Origin of the sequence: Sorangium sp. So ce834 (assembly GCF_051521425.1) — a bacterium.
GTDB lineage: Bacteria > Myxococcota_A > Polyangia > Polyangiales > Polyangiaceae > Sorangium > Sorangium cellulosum_D.
Genome location: NZ_CP150351.1, coordinates 8987625 through 9003751 on the forward strand (window position 1 = coordinate 8987625; position 16127 = coordinate 9003751).

The following is a 16127-nucleotide window of genomic DNA, read 5'->3' on the forward strand; positions in this document are numbered from 1 at the left end:
GAGCGCGGTTCAACCCCGACCGCCGGGCGCGCTCACGTCTGGCCGTCGGCGAAGCGCTCCGGAGGGGCGAAGTCGGCCGGACGGCCGCCGAGGCCGACCGCGATGGCGCGCTGCCAGTAGCGACCGCCGAGGTCGAGCGCGAGGTCCTGCAGCGACGGCAGCGCGTGCGCGCGGCTCGAGGCGGCGGCGACGGCGCGGAGCAGCGGCACGGCGAGGAGCGAGCTCTGCCGGGGCACGCCGAGCTGCTCGGCGAGCGCCTCGCCGAGGACGGCGCGGGCGACGCAGCAGAAGATGGCCATGACCTGCTCGGCGCGCCGGCGCTCGCCGTCGCTCCGCGCGCTGCGGATGCTGTGGGTGACCAGCGCGTCGACGAGCATGCGCGAGTCGTCGTCCGGCGCGCCCTGCGTGGCGAAGATCATCTCGGCGAGGCGCCTGGCCTCGGCAGAGGAGCCGGGGATGAGCTCCGGCTCGACGCCGATGACGTAGGCCACGTAGCGCCAGAGGTGGACGAGATCTTCCCGCTGGTCCGGCGGGACGTGGTAGCCGAGCTTGTCGAGGCCGTCGAGCACCGCGACCGAGAAGAGCAGCGCTGTCGCGACCATGTCGTGCTGGTTGATCGGCTCGCCCCAGAGCGCCGTCTGCCACCGGCCGCTCGCGCGCACGAGGCGCCGCACCTGGGCGTGCATGATGCGCACCTTGACGGTGATCGCGAAGCCGTCGCCGGAGCGGCGCATGCCGTTCGCCTGGCTGACGGCGTAGACGAAGCGGCTCGTCTCGCCGAGGCGGCGCCCGGCCTGCTCGCGGAGCCGCCCCGAGAAGACGAGCGGTTTGTTCCCGCCGGGCGAGGCGTACCCGAGGATGAGCGACTGCATCGCGAGCAGGACGCCGCCGATCACGCCAGTGCGCAGGAACGCGGCGCCGCCGCGGTTCACCGCGTCCCAGTCCACCCAGAGGGGGACGTGATCGACGTCCGCGAAGAGCGCCCGCAGCTCGGCCGGAGCGTCGTTCGCGACGTGGTCGATGCCGCGCGCGAGGGCGGCCTCGAGGAGGCGGAAGCCCTGACCCGAGGGCATCGACGCGAACGCCTCCACGACGGCGTCGGCCGCGGGATCGACGCGGAGCAGGAAGGGGGCGAGGCGATCGAGCTGATCGCCGAAGCGACGGCGGGCGTCCGCGGTGTCCTGGAACCGGGCAGGGAGCGTCGCGTTCTTCATGGGGGGTGGAGTCGAGTTCCTTGGCACATTGCCGACGTCGCGCAACGCGGAGGCCGCCCGCCCGGCGGGCTCGCATCACGCGTGCAGGATCCACCACGCCCCGAAGCTCGGCCGTGCCTGCGCGGCGCCGGAGCCGCCGGCCCTCGGGCGGCGCCGCCGCGGCCCACCTCGACCTGGCTCGCGCCCCGGCGCTCTAGGCGATGCTCAGCACTCGCACTCGTCCTCCCCTTCATAAGACTTGGCGATGAACGTGATGTCGTACGGGTAGGTCGCCTCCGGCGGCCCATAGATGCGCAGGAGCAGATCGTTCGCCGAATCCAGCCCTTCGCCGTCGAGCCATACCCGTCCATGATCGCTCTGTTCAGATCCGATGAGCTCCATCGTGGCCGCGCTGTACACCTCCACGATCACCGTGTTCTCTGGACCGGGCGGCGGAGTGTACTGCTCGCACCCCGCGCCGCACAGCTCTGCCCCGGCGGCCAGGACGCGGAGCTTCCAATAAAACTCTTCGTACCCGAGAGAGGTATCGATCAGGTACCAGTCCTCATCGCCTGAACAGAGGACGAAGCCGACGTGCGAGAACCACGCGTCGGGAGATCCGCTGCCGCCCGCCGTGTAGGCGAGCGGCGCCGCGGAGGCGGCCGCGTCGTTCTCCTCGTGGGCGTCGTCCGCGCAAGCCGGCGCTCCGCCGCCCCCGGTCGCGGAGCCGCCTCCGCCGACCCCACCAGGACCGCTGCCACCGCCGCTGCTGCTGCTGCTGCTGCTGCTGCTGCTGCCGCTGCCGCTGCCGCTGCTGCCGCTGCCACCGCCGCCGCTGCTGCTGCCGCCATCACCGCTGCTGCTGCCGGTGGTGTTGGTACTGCTGCCGCTACCCCCTGCGCCGGGGCCCACGCCATTGTCCGGCCTCGGCAAGCAAGACGTCGTTCCGAACAACGAAGCGCAGAGCGCCGCGAACCCCATGAATCGAATCGAGCTACGGATGAGCGACATACAAAACCTCCTGAGCACAGGCGACAACGCCCCCAAGGGCGAGACGTCGCCCCTGAAGCACGCGCATCGAGCATTGCATGAACCATGATTGGAAGCGCGATGTCAGATCATATCATTTCGCACGACTCCCTTCTTTTCCATGGCGTCAGCGAAGCCGCGGAGTATCCTTGCCGGCGATGGCTCCGCATCGTTCAATCCGCTCTCCGAAGGCGACCCGCGCCGGTCGCGGGGCTCGACTCCGCAGCGTCGCGTGGGGAGCTGCGTTCGCCGCCGTCCTGGGGTGCCGCTCGTCGCCGCCTCCGCCCCGCCAAGAGGTCATCGACATCCATGTGCACCTGACGCACGCCGACGCGGTGACACCATTGCTCGCCCACATGGCCAAGCACCGCATCGATCGCGCCGTCATCCTGGCGAGCCCGGACCTGACCAGCGGCCGCGGCGGCTCCGGGCTCGCCGGCTACCGTACGGGCAACGATATCGTCCTCGACGCCGCGGCGGCTCACCCCGGAAAGCTCATTCCGTTCGTCACCGTAGATCTGGGTCACGGCGATCTCGCGTACCTCGCCGAGCTCCGCCGCCGAGGCGCCTGCGGCGTGAAGCTCTATCAGGGGCACAACCTCTTCCACGAGCGTCCCCTGGACGACCCCTCGCACAAGGCGATGTGGCAGGCGCTGTCCGATCAGTCGCTCCCGGTCCTCCTTCATGCCAACACCGTCCGATACCGCAGCGAGCTCGAGGCGGTCCTGCGCGCCTTCCCCGACCTGCGGGTGGTGTGCGCACATCTCTGCGGCAGCCGCACCGACCTCGCGCGCATGGAGTCCCTGATGGAGGCGTTTCCACGCCTCCTCGTCGATACGAGCCATGGCTCCGCCGGCCCGGCGGCAGAGGGGTTCGCGAACCTCGAGCGCGAGCGCGCCCAGCTCGTCAGGCTGTTCTCTCGATGGCCCGAGCGCTTCCTGTTCGGGACCGACCTCGTGACCAGCGGGCTGGACCCGCTGTCCATGGAGCTGTGGGATCTGCAGGTGGAGTCGAACATGGGTCTCTTGAAAGAGGACAATTTTCGCTTCTTTCGTCAAACCGCCGACCAGCCGGCCCGCACCCTCGGCACCTATCAGGGCCTTCACCTGCCCCCCGAGCTCCTCGGCCCCGCCCTCGGACAGAACGCCTCGCGATGGCTCGGCGCCTGCCTGCGGTGAGAGCCATCTCGCGGATCGCCGCCCGCGACCTCAGGGCCCGAACTTCACGAGGAACGAATCGAAGGCCCGCTCCGACGGCGGGTTCACGAGCGGCCCCGTGCCAAAGTCGATCGTGCCCAGGAACGGCCCGGCGGCGAACACGCTGCCGGTCGCGTCGATGGCGGTGGATTGGCCGTACTGGCGCCCCCTGTCGCCGCTGTGCTTGGCCCAGCGCACCACGCCCGTCGCGTCGAGCTTCGCGGCGAAGGCATCGCCGTAGGTGCAGTCCATGAGGCCCGTGCCCAGGTCGACATCGCCGTACAGCAAGCCCGTGATGGCGATGTCGCCTTCCACGTTCGCCGCGACGTCCAGCGCCGTCTGGGGCCCGTACTCCCCGAAGCGCTTGGCCCACAGGAGCTCGCCCGCGGGGCCGAATTTGGTCACGAACATGTTGCCGCCCCACGTGACCGAGCCGGGCTCGAGAAAATCGAACCCGCCCGCGCTCACCAGAGGGCCTCCGCCGAAATCCACGCTCCCGAGGAACGTCCCGCCGATCACCACGGCTCCGGAGCCGTCGATCGCGACGCCGTACGCCCTCTGGAGCGCGTCGTCGCCGAACCGCTTGCTCCAGAGGTGCGCCCCGGCGGCGTCGAGCTTCGCCACGAAGACGTCCTCGCCGCCGGCCGAGGTCAGCGGCCCGCCGCCGAGGTCGATCGTCTTGATGTCACCATAGCCGAAGCTCCCGGCGAGGACGACGTTGCCCGTCGCATCGAGCGCGACGTCGTGCGTCTCCGTGGCGCCGAGCTGCTTGACCCAGAGGCAATGCCCCGCAGGGTCGAATTTCGCGAGGTACGAGTCGTCCACCCCGGCGCTGGTCAGCGAGCGCCCGCAGAGGCTGATCTGGCCCGTGAAGCTCACGGCCACGACCACGTTTCCGGCCGCGTCCACGGCGATGCGGTCCCATAATGCATAGGATCCTGCGCCGCTTCGAGCCGACCAGACGTGTTCTCCTTCTGCCGTGAAGACGGCCACGAAGGCGTCGAGCGCTCCCCCCTGCCCCACGAGCGGACCGCCCCCGAGATCGATGCTGCTTTGGCGAGCGCGTCCCGTCATGGCGATGAGCCCCGCTGGATTGACGGCGACATCCTGCACGTAGCCCGCGTCGAAGAGCCGCTTGTGCCAGATGAGCTGTCCTTCCCCGTCGAATTTCGCGAGGCTGACGTCCGAGCGGCCCTCTGTCGAGAGCGGGCCGTCGCCGAGGTCGACGCCATCGGCGACCTCGGTCGCGAGGATGACGTGGCCCGCCCCGTCCACGGCGATGCGGCCCCCGGAGACGCTGGCCTGGCGTACCGTCGAGCCGAAGTGCAGGCTCCAGAGGGAATCGCCGGCGCCGGGCGCGTCGCCGCTGCCGCCGCTGCTGCCGCTGCCGGCGCTGCCGGCGCTGCCGGCGCTGCCGGCGCTGCCGGCGCTGCCGGCGCTGCCGGCGCTGCCGGCGCTGCCGGCGCTGCCGCTGCCGGCTCCGCCTTCTCCCGCCGCATCGCCGCCGGCGTTATCGCCGCGAATGGGATCGAGCGGAATCCTGTCGCACGCCGCCGTGAGCACGCTGAGCGCGAGGTATCCAGGTACGATGAGCTGTTTCAAGGAGCACTCTCCGATCTCGGTTGAGGAAGCGCGCGTGTCCTGCTCCTAGAAATGGCCGCCTGCCGCGCCGGCGGCTCACCGCTCGACGACGACGCCGAGCGAGAACGACGCGAGCGGGCTGAAGGTCGATGTCACCCGTCCCACGAACCGGAGATCGACAGGGGGGATCGCCGCGCCGCCGAGCGCGCCCGCCGTGAGAGCCAGGGAGTCGATGAGCCGGAGGCGCGCCTCGCCTCGCCCGTAGACGAGGGCGGTGAACGTGGATTCGTCGCTGTCGAGATAGGGCGGCCTCGCCTCGCCAGACGCGCTCACGTGGGCGAGGCCCACGCCAGGGGACAGGACGAGCCCGAAACGGCCCGTCCTCGCGACGGGCGCGAGGACGAGCTCGGCGCCGAGGAGCGTGGCGCGAAAGCCGACCTCGCCTTCCGGCGCGTCGATCGTCGGGCCGACGAGCGGCAGGTCTGCGAGGAGCCCGACGCCGACCCGGGCCGAAGGCCAGAGCCGGAGCGAGGCATCGAGCGCCAGCGACACACCCGGCGTCTGCCACCCCACGGCCACCGCGACGCCCACATCGACGAGCGCGGCCCTCGGCGCCGCGGACACCGGGAACGCGGGCGGCGGCGGCGCCCACGCGCGGAGCGGCGGACCCCACCACGCCTGCCCCGACCCCGCGGCCGGAGGCGCGACGGGCGCGGGCGGGAGCGGCGCCGGCGCGACGGGCGCAGGCGGGAGCGGCGCCGGCGTCGCGCCGGCGGGGGCGTCGGCTGCCGACCGGAGCGCCCGCACCAGCTCCGCCGCGCGGAGCACCCGGGTGTCGAGCGGGCCGTCCGGCGCCACGCTCGCGACGAGGTCCGCCCGCCCGCCCGACGCCGACCAGATCTCGATGGCCCCCGCATCCCCCTCGGGGACGACGATGAGCAGCCCGCCGGGCGCGGCCGCCGCCGGGCTCGCCTCGACCTGCACCGGCAAGCCTGCCGCTTCGAGCTCCTGCGAGAGCCGGTGCGCCAGCGCGCCGCGCGCACCGGCGACGACGGTGATCGGCGAGCGCTCGTCGGCGAAACACGGCGCCGCGAGCGCCAGGGACGCCGAGAGCGCGACGAGCGCGCCGCCCATCGAGCGCGCCGCGGCGCGCGCTCCGGACCGCCGGCGCCGGCCCGACCCCCGCGACGTGCGCGGGCGCAGCGTCAATCGGCCCCACCAGCGAGCGTCGCCGCGAGCCCGGCGTGGGCGCCGTTCGGATAGGCCGCGAGGTAGCGCGCGGCGAGCTCGCGGGCGCGCGCGTGGAGCTTCAGGTTCCTCGCGCACTCCAGGGAGCGGCCGAGCGCCTCCGGCGCGAGCGCGCCGCGCGGCCGCTCCGCGAGGTACACCGCGAACCAGCGCTCGGCCTCCGCCCAGGCGCCGCGCCCGTCGAACGCCATGCGGCCGAGGTGGTACGCCGCCACGGCGGCGGCGTCGCTCCCGGCGAACCGCGCTCGCGCCGTCTGGTAGAACCGGGCCGCGACGTCCAGCTTGCGCGCGAGCCGCGCCGCGGACCCGAGCTCGACCAGCTCCGCGCCGGCGGCGCGCTCCAGCACCACGTCGATGCCGAGGAGCTCCACGTCCGCGAGCGCCTCGGCGAGCTTGCCCGCGGCGATGTGCGCGCGCCAGCCCCCGGCGGGGGCCGCGGACGAGGGCGCCTCTGCGCGGGCCGGCGGCGAAGGAGGCGCGGCCGGCGCGAGCGCGGCGGCGCTCGCGCTCGCGAGGAGGGCCGGCGGATCGGCGGGTGGGCTCGCCTCCGGATCGGGCGCCGGAGGCGGCGCGGCGGCGCGGGGGGCCGCGCACGTCAGCCGGATCGACTCGGGCGCGGCGACGGCGCGCCCGGGCGGCTCGACGCAAGAGCCCAGGACGCGCACGCGGCCGGCGCTCATCGAGACCGCGAGCTCCTCGGCCTCCGTGTCCCACGTGACGTCGAACTCGGTGCCGATCACGTGCACCTCGAACGGCCCTCCCGCCACCACCCACCGGGTGTCGTCGCGATGCACGACGCGCACGTGCAGCGATCCGCGCTCCAGGAGGACCGCCGCGCCGAGCGGGCCGACCTCGGTCACACGGGCGCGCGTCCCCGGCGCGAGGTCCACGCGCGACCCGTCCGAGAAGTCGAGCCCGACGCGCGACGCGTCCGCGGCCACCCACCGGCCCACGGCGCCGGGCGACCCGTCGACCCGGTACGTCAACGGATCGCTCGGCCGGGACAGCGCGAAGACGACGAGGGCGAAAGCGGCGACGCACGCCGCCGCGAGCGCGAAGCCGAGCCGCCGCGGGGAGGGAGCCGCCCTTTCGCGCAGCGAGAGCGCGGCCTCTTTGCGGTAGATCGCCTGGAGCCGATCCGCCGCCCGGGGCCGCGCCAGCCGCTCGAGCGCGGCGTCCTGGTGCGCGGCGACCCGGCGCCCCAGGGCCGCGATGTCCTTGGTCCTCACGTCCATCGGTCGCCCTCCGCGAGCCAGGAGGCAAGCACTTCATCCTTCTTGCAGCGCTCGACGAACGCGACCTCCGCGCGCTGGAGCCGGCGCTTGACGGTCGCCACCGACACGCTGCACGCGGCGGCCACGTCGGCGAGCTCCTGGCCCTCGACGATCCGCAGCGTGAAGGCCAGCCGCTCGTCGGGATCGAGCGTCTCCAGGGCCCGGTAGAAGGCGCGCACGCCCTGCCGGGCCTCTGGATCGACGCTGGCCGCGATCTCCGGCAGCTCGTCGCTCGCGAAGAACGCGAGCCATCGGTGCCGCCGCTTCTTGCGGATCGCCTCGCGCGCGACGAACACGGTGACGCTGGTGATGAACGGCTTCAGCGCCGCGGGCTCGCGCACGTCGTCGATGCGGGAGAACACCCGGGCGAACACGTCCTGCACGAGATCCTCCAGGGTCCGAATGTCGCCCAGGATGCGAAACAGCATCCGCTCGACGAGGCCCGCGTACGCGTCGAGCAGGCGGCGCTCCGCCGCGGGATTCCGGGCGTGCAGGCCGCGCAGGACCTCGGACGAGGTGGGCTGCGCGTCGACGGGGGGATCCGGCGAGCGAGGCTTTCGGACGACGCGGAGGTGCGCGGACATCGCGGTAGCCTCTAAATGGCCGGTCGCCGTCGCGACGGCTCAGCGATCGTCGCCATGGGCAGCCCGCGCGCGCCCGCTGGCGAGGTGACCGCGCGCCGACGCTAGGTCTGCGTGCGGGGTGTCGCGCGCTCCCCGTGCGCTGCAAGGGCGGCGCTGCCCGCCCTGCGCTGCGCCAGGCAGAACCTGAGGCCCTCCCGCAGGCTGCGCATCGGGTTCAGCTCGTCGAACGAGACGCCGAGCGCCACGAGCGTCTCGGCGACGTGGCCGCCCAGCCCGGTGAGGACGCAGCGAGCGCCGAGGAGCTGCACCGCCTGGGCGAGCTTGACGAGGTGCTGGGCGGTCATCGAGTCGATGACCGTGACGCCGGTGAGGTCGAGGATCACCCACTCGACGTCGCTGTCGTCCGCCACGCGGGCGAGCAGCCGCTCGGTCACCTCGACGGCCCGCACCGAGTCGAAGAGCCCGACGAGCGGGAGCGTGAGGATGCCATGCCAGATATCGATGATCGGCACCGAGAGCTCCCGGATGGCGCACTCCTGGCGCTGGATGGTGTCCAGCTGGCTCTCGAGCTCGCGCTTGGAGGCCGCGAGCGCGGCGAGCGCCTGCGCGTTCTGCTCCGCGGTCGCGGAGAGCTCGAAGAGAAAGACCCGCAGCGCCTCCTCGACCACCCCGAAGGCATCCTGTTCGACTGCCTCGAGCTGCTTCAAGGCGAGCTCGATCTCTCCCGTCGACGCGAGCGCGACCGCATCGATGACGCGTTGCATCCGGCGCTCCTCGAAAGAGATCATGTTCTCGGATTCTTGCATGGGCTCCTGTGCGCTCGGCAGAGGTTGACCGGGGGGCCGCGGTGCGATGTCGCTGCGTCGAGGCGCGGCGCCGACCTCACCGGCGGCCTGCGCGCGAACGCGCTCGTAGCGACCTCACCGCGCGCCGGACCACACGACCACACCTGTCCAGATATCCTATTTCGCCGTCCGACGAGTGAATCTACCTTCGACCAAGGTCCAACAGATAGCCCATCTTCATCGCGGCTGGAAGGAACCTGCTCGCCCGGCCGGCAGCGTCGAGGCTGCTCGCGATCATCAGTCGGCCGTGCGGGCGCAGCGGAACCCGGTCGAGACGTCGCCCGCCTCACGATCGAACGCCAGGCGGAAGGTCGACTTCGCCGTGCTGGCGGAGAAATCCCACGATCCGCCGCGGAGCACGCCCTTGCTGCCGGTCGCCGGCACCTGGGGATCCGTCTGGGCGCCCTTCGCGTAGGCGCCTGGGTCCCAGCCGTCGGCCACCCATTCCCAGACGTTGCCCGCCATGTCGAGCGCGCCCGACGGGCTCGCCCCGGCCGTGGCCGAGCCGACCTCCTGGGTGCCTTTGCCGATCGCGCCGCAGCCCTGCCCGGCAGGCCGCGACACGACCGCGTGCGCGCACCCCGGCGGCTCGTTGCCCCACGGGTACTCGCGGCCGTCGGCGCCGCGCGCGGCGTATTCCCACTCGGCCTCGGTCGGGAGCCGCTTGCCGACGAAGGCGCAGTACGCGGCCGCCTGCGCCTGATCGACGCAGGAGATCGGGTGCTGCGCCTTCGCGGGATCCGCCGCGGTGCAGAGCGCGCCGCGCTGCTCCACGTCCGCGTCGCTGGCGCGGGGGCCGTGCAGGCCGCTCGGCGTGCACCGGCCCGCGTCGACGCAGCGCTGGTAGGCGGCGACCGTGACCTCGGTTCGATCGAGATCGAACGCGCGGGTCAGCGTGACCTCGTGGGGCGGCCGCTCGGATTTGCCGCCCTTGGCGCTGCCCATCGAGAACCGGCCCGCGGGCACCCGGACCATGTCCCGCGGGGGCGGCGCCTCGGCCGGCGGCGCGGTCAGGCCGCCGCCCGCGCGCGCCGGCAGCGCGTCGTCGGGGGCGCGGAGCTGGAAGAACGCGACGGCGCCCGCGCCGAGGGCGGCGGCCAGCGCGACCGCCGAGACGACCGCGAGCAGCAGACCACGCCGCCGAGCGGCCCCGGCGGCCGCGGCCGCAGGCGCGGCCGGGAGCGAGCCCGGAGGAGGCGCCCCCGGCGGGGGCGCGCTCGCGGTGATGCCGCCCATCGTCGTGAGGGGCGCGACCGGCGGTGCGGGTTCGGGCGGAGGCAGCGCTGCGGGCGTGGGCGGCGCGCCTGCGGTCGCGTCCGCCGCGAGCGCGACGGACGCCACCGCCGCGGCCATCGCGGCCTCGAGCGCTCCCCAGAGCTCGCCCGCCGTCCGGTAGCGCTCGCGCGGCTCGACCGCGAGCGCGCGGCGCAGCACCGCCTCGACGGCCTCCGGCGCGCTCACGCCCGCGCCGCGCAGGCTCGGGCGGAACGCCGGATCTGTCGCGGCGATGTAGAGCTGCGTGACGTCGCTCCCGAGGAGGGCGCGGCTGCCCGACGCCACCTCGATGAGCACCAGGGCGAGCGCGAAGACATCGGTCCACGGCCCGGTCGCGCCGAAGCGCTGGTGGAACTGCTCCGGCGCGCCGTAGTGGACGGTGAAGGCCCGGAGGGCGCTGCCCGTCTCGGCCATCGCCTGCGTCATGCTCGAGAGCTCGCCGAGCACCTTGGCGATGCCGAAGTCGAGGACCTTCAGCGTGCGCCGGCCGCCGATGTCCGTGAGGAACAGGTTCGCGGGCTTGATGTCGCGGTGGGCGACGCCCTGCGCGTGCGCGACCTCGAGCGCGTGCGCAGCGGGCGCGAGCAGGGCGATCGCCTCGGCGAGGGGGCGCGCCGCCCCGCCGCGGGCGCGCCGCGCGGCGATGTCGTGGTCGAGCGGGGCGCCGTCGAGCCACTCGAGCACGAGGTAGGGCGTCCACTCGCCCGACGGCGAGACCGCGGCGCCCGTGTCGAGGGCCTGCACGATGCCTGCGCTCGCGCGGGAGAGGCGGTGGAGGAGCCGGCCCTCGTTGAGGAGCATCCGCTGGAACGCCTCGCGCTCGGCCGGCGCCAGCGATCCGAGCAGCTTCAGGCACTTGACCGCGACCGGCTCGTCGAACCCGAGGTGATGGCCGCGGTAGACGACCCCGAACCCGCCCTCGCCGACCACGGCGTCGAGCCGGTACTTGCCGCCGATCGTCGCGCCCGCCCAGCCGAAGGGATCCGAAGGTGCCATCTCGCGGCGCGAGTCTACACCGGGCGCTGCGGCCGCGCGGAGATCATGCCGTCATCGTGTGGTGATCGCGCGGTGATCGCGCGTGGAGACCTCGGTCGCCCTCATCACGTTTCAGCGCCCGAGAGGCGCCGAGCGCTCCGGAGGAGCGCCTGTGTCCCTCAGCCCTCGTCGCGCGCCCGCGCCTCGAACCCGCCAGAGCTCAGCGCCCGCTCGAAGAACGCGCACAGCTCCTCGTGCCGCGCCCGCGCGTCCGCGCGGCCTATCTCGATGAGCCGCCCCGCGAACTCACCGTCGAACAGCAGATACGACAGGAAGTCGGCCTCGCGCTGCTCGTCCCCCTCGGCGAGGCGCCGCATCACTCGGCCGAGCACGCTCGTGGCCCGCGCGCGGAACGCCGGCGAGCGCACGAACTCCGCCGCCAGGCTGCCGATGTCCTTGGAGGCGCGGATGAGCAGCGACCGCAGCGGCCGGAGCGCGCGCCCCGGCGGGAGCCCGAGCCCCTCGTTCAGCGCGTCGACGAAGCCTTCCCCGTAGCGGCGCCGCCCCGCCTCCAGGATGCCGTTGATGCTCTCCAGGCGCGCCAGGTCGTTGTCGATCCGGTCGAGCATCAGCGCGTTCAGCGTCTTCCCGAGCAGGAAGAGCGGCCCGGGGAAGCCCGGCGCGTCGCGCTCGGGCGCGGCCGAGGCGGGCTCGATGTCCCGCGGATTGACGACGATCACGCCGTCGGCCCCGAGGCGCCGCGCCGGCGAGAGCGGGACGTTCTGGCGCAGCCCGCCGTCGCAGTAGAGCTCGCCGTCGATGTTCACCGGGCGGAACAGGATGGGCAGCGCCGACGAGGCGAGCGCGTGCTCGGCGCGGATCGCGGTGGCGCGCGGGGAGATCGTCGGGTCGTGGCTCCAGGGCGGCAGGCCGGGCTCCCCGCGGTGGACGAAGACGACGGTGCGGCCGCTCTTGACGAGCGTCGTCGACACGGTGACGGCCGACAGGAGCCCTCGCTCGAGGTGGCCGTCGATCCGCTCGAAGGGGACAGCCTCCGCGATCTGCCGCTCGAGGCCCGACGTGTCGAGGAGCGCGGCGTGGCCGCCGCTCGAGGGCGCGCCCGCGGCGCCGCCGCGGAGCAGGTCGTGCCCGACGGCGAGCACGCCGCGCACGTCGAGGCGCACGAGGTCGTCGATGCGCAGGCGTGTCCACACCGCGGCGAGCCGCCGCGCTCGGCTCCGCGCCTCGTCCGCGAACGCGGCGAGCCCGCACACGTTGATGGCGCCCACCGAGGTGCCGCACAGGATGTCGAGCGGCGCCTCGCGGCCGAGGTCGCGCGAGACCTCCTCGAGGATGTGCTGCACGACGCCGACCTCGTACGCGCCGCGGGCAGCGCCGCCGGCCAGGACGAGCGCGATCTTGGGGGCGCGGCCATGCCGGGTCGAAGCGGGCGAGGCGTTGGCCATGGTCGCAGAGTACCACGATCGCCAGCGCGACACCGACCCTGAAAAGCGCGCCTCGCGAGGCGCCATGCTACACCCCCGTGGCCATGGTCATGGCGCGCGCGCGCGGACACGGAGGCGCCCGATGACGGCAATCTACCTCGTCCTTGCCTACCTCCTCGGAGCGATCCCGACAGGCTACCTCTTTGCGCGGTTCGTCAAAGGGGTCGACATCCGCGCCATGGGCTCGGGGAACATCGGCGCCACGAACGTCCTTCGCGCGTTCGGCTGGAGGCCCGGGCTGGCCGTCCTGGCCGCGGACATGGCGAAGGGCGCGCTCGTCGCCGGTCCCCTCGCGTCATGGCTCTCCGCCGCGCCGGGCGGGTGGGTCGCGGCGGCCGGCGGCCTCACCGCGGTGCTGGGCCACGACTACACGGTGTTCCTCGGGATGAGGGGCGGCAAGGGCGTCGCGACGTCCTGCGGTGTGCTGCTCGTGCTGGCGCCGCGGGCCACGCTCGCCACGCTCGCCGTCTTCGCGATCGTCGTGCGGGCGACCCGCATGGTCTCGGCCGGCTCCCTGGCCGGCGCGCTCGCCTTGCCGGCGCTCCTCTGGCTCCTCGGCGAGCGGGGCGCCCCGGTGCTGTGCCTCTCGCTCCTCCTCGGCGCCTTCATCTGGCTGAAGCACACCCCGAACCTGCGGCGGATCCTCGCGGGCACCGAGAGCACCCTCTCCTTCGGGAAGCGGTCCGATGGCGGCGCGAGCGCCGGGGCCCCCCGCGAGGGCGAGCGGCGCTGACGCCGCAGGCCGGCCGGGGCCGCGCGCCTCGCCAGCTCACTTGGTGATCGTCTTCGCGTAGATCACCGCGCCTTGCTTGTCGATGAACTCGAAGCGCAGCGCGGTCTCCTCGAACTCCAGGTAAGCGAAGGCCTCGGTCTCGTCGTTATAGAAGAGCTGCCCGGGCTCGTTCGGAGCCGAGGCGAGCCTCGGGCGGGTCTTCGAGCCGGCGCCGCTGACGGCGAAATAGGTATCCGGGCAGAGCTCGTCGCGCCCCTTGTCGATGAGCTCGAGATTGTGATCGTGGCCGCACATGTACATGTCGGCCCCGCAGTAGATCGCGCGCTGCATGGCGAACATCCCGTCCAGCCCGAGCTGCTGATTGTCGGCGGCGTGAGCGCCCGACGTGTAGCGGGGGTGATGGCCGAAGACGATCTTCCACCGGGCGTCCGAGGCGGCGACCCGCGCGCTCATGTCGACCGCTTGCTCATCGGAGGTGAAGTCGACGGTATCGATCCCGAAGAGATGTACGTGCCCGACGCGGACATCATAATACGCAGCGGGCATGCGCCATTTGTCGGTCGTCCGCGTTCCCGGCCCGTCGCCCACGGGCAGCAGCGAGTAATCGATCTGCGCCTGCCGCACGCCGCTGCTGCTGGGGCCGTGATCGTGGTTGCCGATGACCGCGTAGAACGGGAGGCCGTTCAGCCCCGGTCGATCGTAGGGCTGCTCGAACTTCGGCCCCCATTGCGCGTCGCCGGTATCGAGCACGCCGTGATCGTAGAAGTTGTCGCCGTTCATCATCACGGCGTGACAGCCCCCCACCGCGAGGCACTTCTCGCTCATGCGATCGGCGACCTGGTGCTGCGCGAGGTTGCCCTCGCCGGTGTCGCCGATCGCGATGATCCTCACGACCCTGGGCGGCTCGCCGACGGCGCCGTCGACCTCGGCGCCCCCGTCGTTCGCGGCGCCGCTCGCCGCGCCACCGCTGCCTTCGCCGCTCGAGCCGCTCGAGCCGCCGCCCGCTCCGGCCGGCGCGACGCCGAAGGGGGGCGTCACGCTGTCCGCTACACCGCAGCCTGCGCCCGAGGCGACGGCCGGCAACGCGGAGAGGGCGAGGACCGCAAAGGACCGCAACGCGCCGGACAAACGACAGGAATGTGTCATCGGCGCGCATTCTAGCCGGCACCGTTTTCGCTTGACACCATCAAGGTCTCCGTCTAACGAAGTTGAACATCACTTTCAATATCAACAACGGAGCCCACGTGAGCCGAGAGATGCCCCCTGCCCCGAGCCCGCCCCCATGCGCAGCGCTCGCCGCTTTCCCCGGGTCCGACGCGCCCCAGGCGGAGCTCTCGTGAGCTCGCGCACGCCGCTCGCCGTGGCTCCCCCGCTCCGGCTCGATCCCGCGCGCCCCGCGGAGCCCGCACAAGACGAAGGCTGGCCGCCGCCGCCGCACGATCCGCGCGAGCGCGAGCTCGCCCTGGTCGTCGCGGGCTGGGAGGTACGCCTCTTCGTCGGGCGGAAGTTCGAGTACTTCGTCGCGCGCGGCTTCTGGCACCTCCAGCTCTGGCACCCGGAGGCGCGCGTCTCGGTGCTGACGCCCTCGCGGCTCACGTGCGGGCTCTACGAGGCGTACCCGATCGCGAACTGGAAGGCGCAGGCGCCCGACTACGACAAGCTCGTGACGCTCCTCGGCGGGCTGTTCCCGGCGAAGCTCCCGGAGAGGTCCGCGGTGCTGCGCCTCGAGCGCGCGCTCGTCGCCGAGGTCGTCCGGGGCAGCGGCGGGGTGCCGTCGTGACGCGCCGGCCCCCGGGGGTGCTCGCGCGACCTCGCGCCCCGCGCCGCGAGGAGGGCGCATGATCTCCACGGCGGTCTCCAGGGACGCGGTGCTCTCGCTGGTCGGGCGCGCCGAGGCGCGGGTGCGCTTTCCGGACCTCGGCTTCGCCGACCCGTGGGCCGAGGCGATGCTGGCCTCGCTCGACGTGGACCCGGCGGGCTTCGACGCCCGCGCGCTCCGCACCTCGACCGTGCGCACCATGGCCATCGATCGGCTCGTCCTCGACTACGTCGCGCGGAGCCCGTACGGCCTCGTCATCGCGCTCGACGCCGGGCTCTGCACGCGGTTCTCGCGCGTCGACAACGGGACGCTCCGCTGGGTGGAGCTCGACCCGCCCCACCTGGCCGAGTTCAAGTGCGCGCATCGCCTCGGCCACGCGTCGGACCGCCACGCCGTCGCGCGGAGCTGCTCGATCGCGTGCACGGGCTGGATGGACTGCCTCCGCGGCGCGGGCGACGTGCCGACGCTCCTCATCGCCGAGGGCGCCCTGGCCCGCCAGGCGCCCGAGGTCGTCGACGCCTTCCTCACGCGGGCCTCCCGGCGCCTCGCGCCGGGGACGGAGCTCATCCTCGATCACGAGGCGTCGCCGCTCCTGGTCCCGCCGCGGGCGCGCGCCTGCTTGGAGCTCCCCTCGCTGGACGGATCCGTGGCGCGCTATCCGCGGCTGCGCCCGTTCAGCGAGGGCGACGCCTCGACCGCGCTCGGGCGCGCGCTGCGCGACGCGAGCCGGGTGCCTCGCCTGCACCAGGACGGAGGCGCCCCGCCCGTCCTCCACCTCCGCTTCGCATGAGCCCGCCGAGCGCGACGGCGCTGCGCCCGAGCCGCGATGTGCCCGCCGAGGCCGGGATCACGAGCGAGCCCGCGCGCTCG

14 protein-coding genes are annotated in these 16127 nt (G+C 73.4%); 4 read left to right on the top strand and 10 right to left on the bottom strand.

Annotated features, from left to right (window positions below):
- Positions 1-32 precede the first annotated feature (32 nt).
- Together WMF20_RS32650 and WMF20_RS32655 are read right to left on the bottom strand one after the other, a co-directional pair.
- A complete protein-coding gene (locus WMF20_RS32650; RefSeq protein WP_437605767.1) occupies positions 33-1214 on the bottom strand; it encodes an oxygenase MpaB family protein in 1182 nt (393 codons plus the stop codon).
- A gap of 204 nt (positions 1215-1418) precedes the next feature.
- Entirely contained in the window at positions 1419-2204 is a 786-nt protein-coding gene (locus tag WMF20_RS32655) for a hypothetical protein (RefSeq protein WP_437605768.1), read from the bottom strand.
- Positions 2205-2380: 176 nt separating this feature from the next.
- Here WMF20_RS32655 and WMF20_RS32660 point away from each other — a divergent pair, with 176 nt between their 5' ends.
- The gene (locus WMF20_RS32660; protein WP_257792737.1) at positions 2381-3400 is read left to right on the top strand and encodes an amidohydrolase family protein; all 1020 of its coding nucleotides are present in this window, start codon (positions 2381-2383) and stop codon (positions 3398-3400) included.
- 30 nt (positions 3401-3430) lie between these two features.
- On the opposite strand, the gene WMF20_RS32665 is transcribed toward WMF20_RS32660, so the two are convergent.
- From WMF20_RS32665 to WMF20_RS32695, 7 genes are all read right to left on the bottom strand, one after another.
- Entirely contained in the window at positions 3431-5020 is a 1590-nt protein-coding gene (locus WMF20_RS32665) for a hypothetical protein (RefSeq protein WP_437605770.1), read from the bottom strand.
- A 75-nt stretch (positions 5021-5095) separates the two neighbouring features.
- Positions 5096-6133 carry a hypothetical protein gene (locus tag WMF20_RS32670; protein WP_437605771.1) on the bottom strand — a complete coding sequence of 346 codons (1038 nt, stop codon included), beginning with the start codon at positions 6131-6133 and terminating at the stop codon, positions 5096-5098.
- A gap of 71 nt (positions 6134-6204) precedes the next feature.
- A complete protein-coding gene (locus WMF20_RS32675) occupies positions 6205-7482 on the bottom strand; it encodes a FecR domain-containing protein (RefSeq protein WP_437605772.1) in 1278 nt (425 codons plus the stop codon).
- Positions 7473-8105, bottom strand: a complete 633-nt coding sequence (locus WMF20_RS32680) for an RNA polymerase sigma factor (RefSeq protein ID WP_437605773.1) — start codon at positions 8103-8105, stop codon at positions 7473-7475. The genes WMF20_RS32675 and WMF20_RS32680 overlap by 10 nt, the downstream gene beginning before the upstream one ends.
- Positions 8106-8206: 101 nt before the next feature.
- Positions 8207-8893 carry an STAS domain-containing protein gene (locus tag WMF20_RS32685; protein WP_437605774.1) on the bottom strand — a complete coding sequence of 229 codons (687 nt, stop codon included), beginning with the start codon at positions 8891-8893 and terminating at the stop codon, positions 8207-8209.
- 294 nt (positions 8894-9187) lie between these two features.
- On the bottom strand, positions 9188-11221 hold the full coding sequence (locus WMF20_RS32690) for a bifunctional serine/threonine-protein kinase/formylglycine-generating enzyme family protein (RefSeq protein ID WP_437605776.1): 2034 nt from the start codon (positions 11219-11221) through the stop codon (positions 9188-9190).
- Between the two features lie 158 nt (positions 11222-11379).
- Positions 11380-12666, bottom strand: a complete 1287-nt coding sequence (locus WMF20_RS32695; protein WP_437605777.1) for a patatin-like phospholipase family protein — start codon at positions 12664-12666, stop codon at positions 11380-11382.
- A 121-nt stretch (positions 12667-12787) separates the two neighbouring features.
- Between WMF20_RS32695 and plsY the strand changes: the two genes are divergently transcribed.
- A complete protein-coding gene (gene plsY / locus WMF20_RS32700) occupies positions 12788-13438 on the top strand; it encodes a glycerol-3-phosphate 1-O-acyltransferase PlsY (RefSeq protein ID WP_437605778.1) in 651 nt (216 codons plus the stop codon).
- Positions 13439-13474: 36 nt separating this feature from the next.
- Here the strand turns inward: plsY and WMF20_RS32705 are convergent, their stop codons facing one another.
- A complete protein-coding gene (locus tag WMF20_RS32705; RefSeq protein ID WP_437605779.1) occupies positions 13475-14476 on the bottom strand; it encodes a metallophosphoesterase in 1002 nt (333 codons plus the stop codon).
- Between the two features lie 298 nt (positions 14477-14774).
- On the opposite strand from WMF20_RS32705, the gene WMF20_RS32710 reads away from it, so the two are divergent.
- Both WMF20_RS32710 and WMF20_RS32715 read left to right on the top strand, forming a co-directional pair.
- Complete coding sequence (locus WMF20_RS32710; protein ID WP_129578035.1) at positions 14775-15218, top strand: hypothetical protein; 444 nt, start codon at positions 14775-14777, stop codon at positions 15216-15218.
- 58 nt (positions 15219-15276) lie between these two features.
- Positions 15277-16047, top strand: coding sequence for a class I SAM-dependent methyltransferase (locus tag WMF20_RS32715; RefSeq protein ID WP_129578036.1), 771 nt, complete (start codon positions 15277-15279; stop codon positions 16045-16047).
- The last annotated feature ends 80 nt before the right edge of the window (positions 16048-16127 follow it).

What these genes read in the sequence shown, in the direction of transcription:
- WMF20_RS32650 (WP_437605767.1), bottom strand. Translation starts at nt 1,214, where the DNA reads ATGAAGAACGCGACGCTCCCTGCCCGGTTCCAGGACACCGCGGACGCC.
- WMF20_RS32655 (WP_437605768.1), bottom strand. Translation starts at nt 2,204, where the DNA reads ATGTCGCTCATCCGTAGCTCGATTCGATTCATGGGGTTCGCGGCGCTC.
- WMF20_RS32660 (WP_257792737.1), top strand. Translation starts at nt 2,381, where the DNA reads ATGGCTCCGCATCGTTCAATCCGCTCTCCGAAGGCGACCCGCGCCGGT.
- WMF20_RS32670 (WP_437605771.1), bottom strand. Translation starts at nt 6,133, where the DNA reads ATGGGCGGCGCGCTCGTCGCGCTCTCGGCGTCCCTGGCGCTCGCGGCG.
- WMF20_RS32675 (WP_437605772.1), bottom strand. Translation starts at nt 7,482, where the DNA reads ATGGACGTGAGGACCAAGGACATCGCGGCCCTGGGGCGCCGGGTCGCC.
- WMF20_RS32680 (WP_437605773.1), bottom strand. Translation starts at nt 8,105, where the DNA reads ATGTCCGCGCACCTCCGCGTCGTCCGAAAGCCTCGCTCGCCGGATCCC.
- WMF20_RS32685 (WP_437605774.1), bottom strand. Translation starts at nt 8,893, where the DNA reads ATGATCTCTTTCGAGGAGCGCCGGATGCAACGCGTCATCGATGCGGTC.
- WMF20_RS32690 (WP_437605776.1), bottom strand. Translation starts at nt 11,221, where the DNA reads ATGGCACCTTCGGATCCCTTCGGCTGGGCGGGCGCGACGATCGGCGGC.
- WMF20_RS32695 (WP_437605777.1), bottom strand. Translation starts at nt 12,666, where the DNA reads ATGGCCAACGCCTCGCCCGCTTCGACCCGGCATGGCCGCGCCCCCAAG.
- plsY (WP_437605778.1), top strand. Translation starts at nt 12,788, where the DNA reads ATGACGGCAATCTACCTCGTCCTTGCCTACCTCCTCGGAGCGATCCCG.
- WMF20_RS32715 (WP_129578036.1), top strand. Translation starts at nt 15,277, where the DNA reads ATGATCTCCACGGCGGTCTCCAGGGACGCGGTGCTCTCGCTGGTCGGG.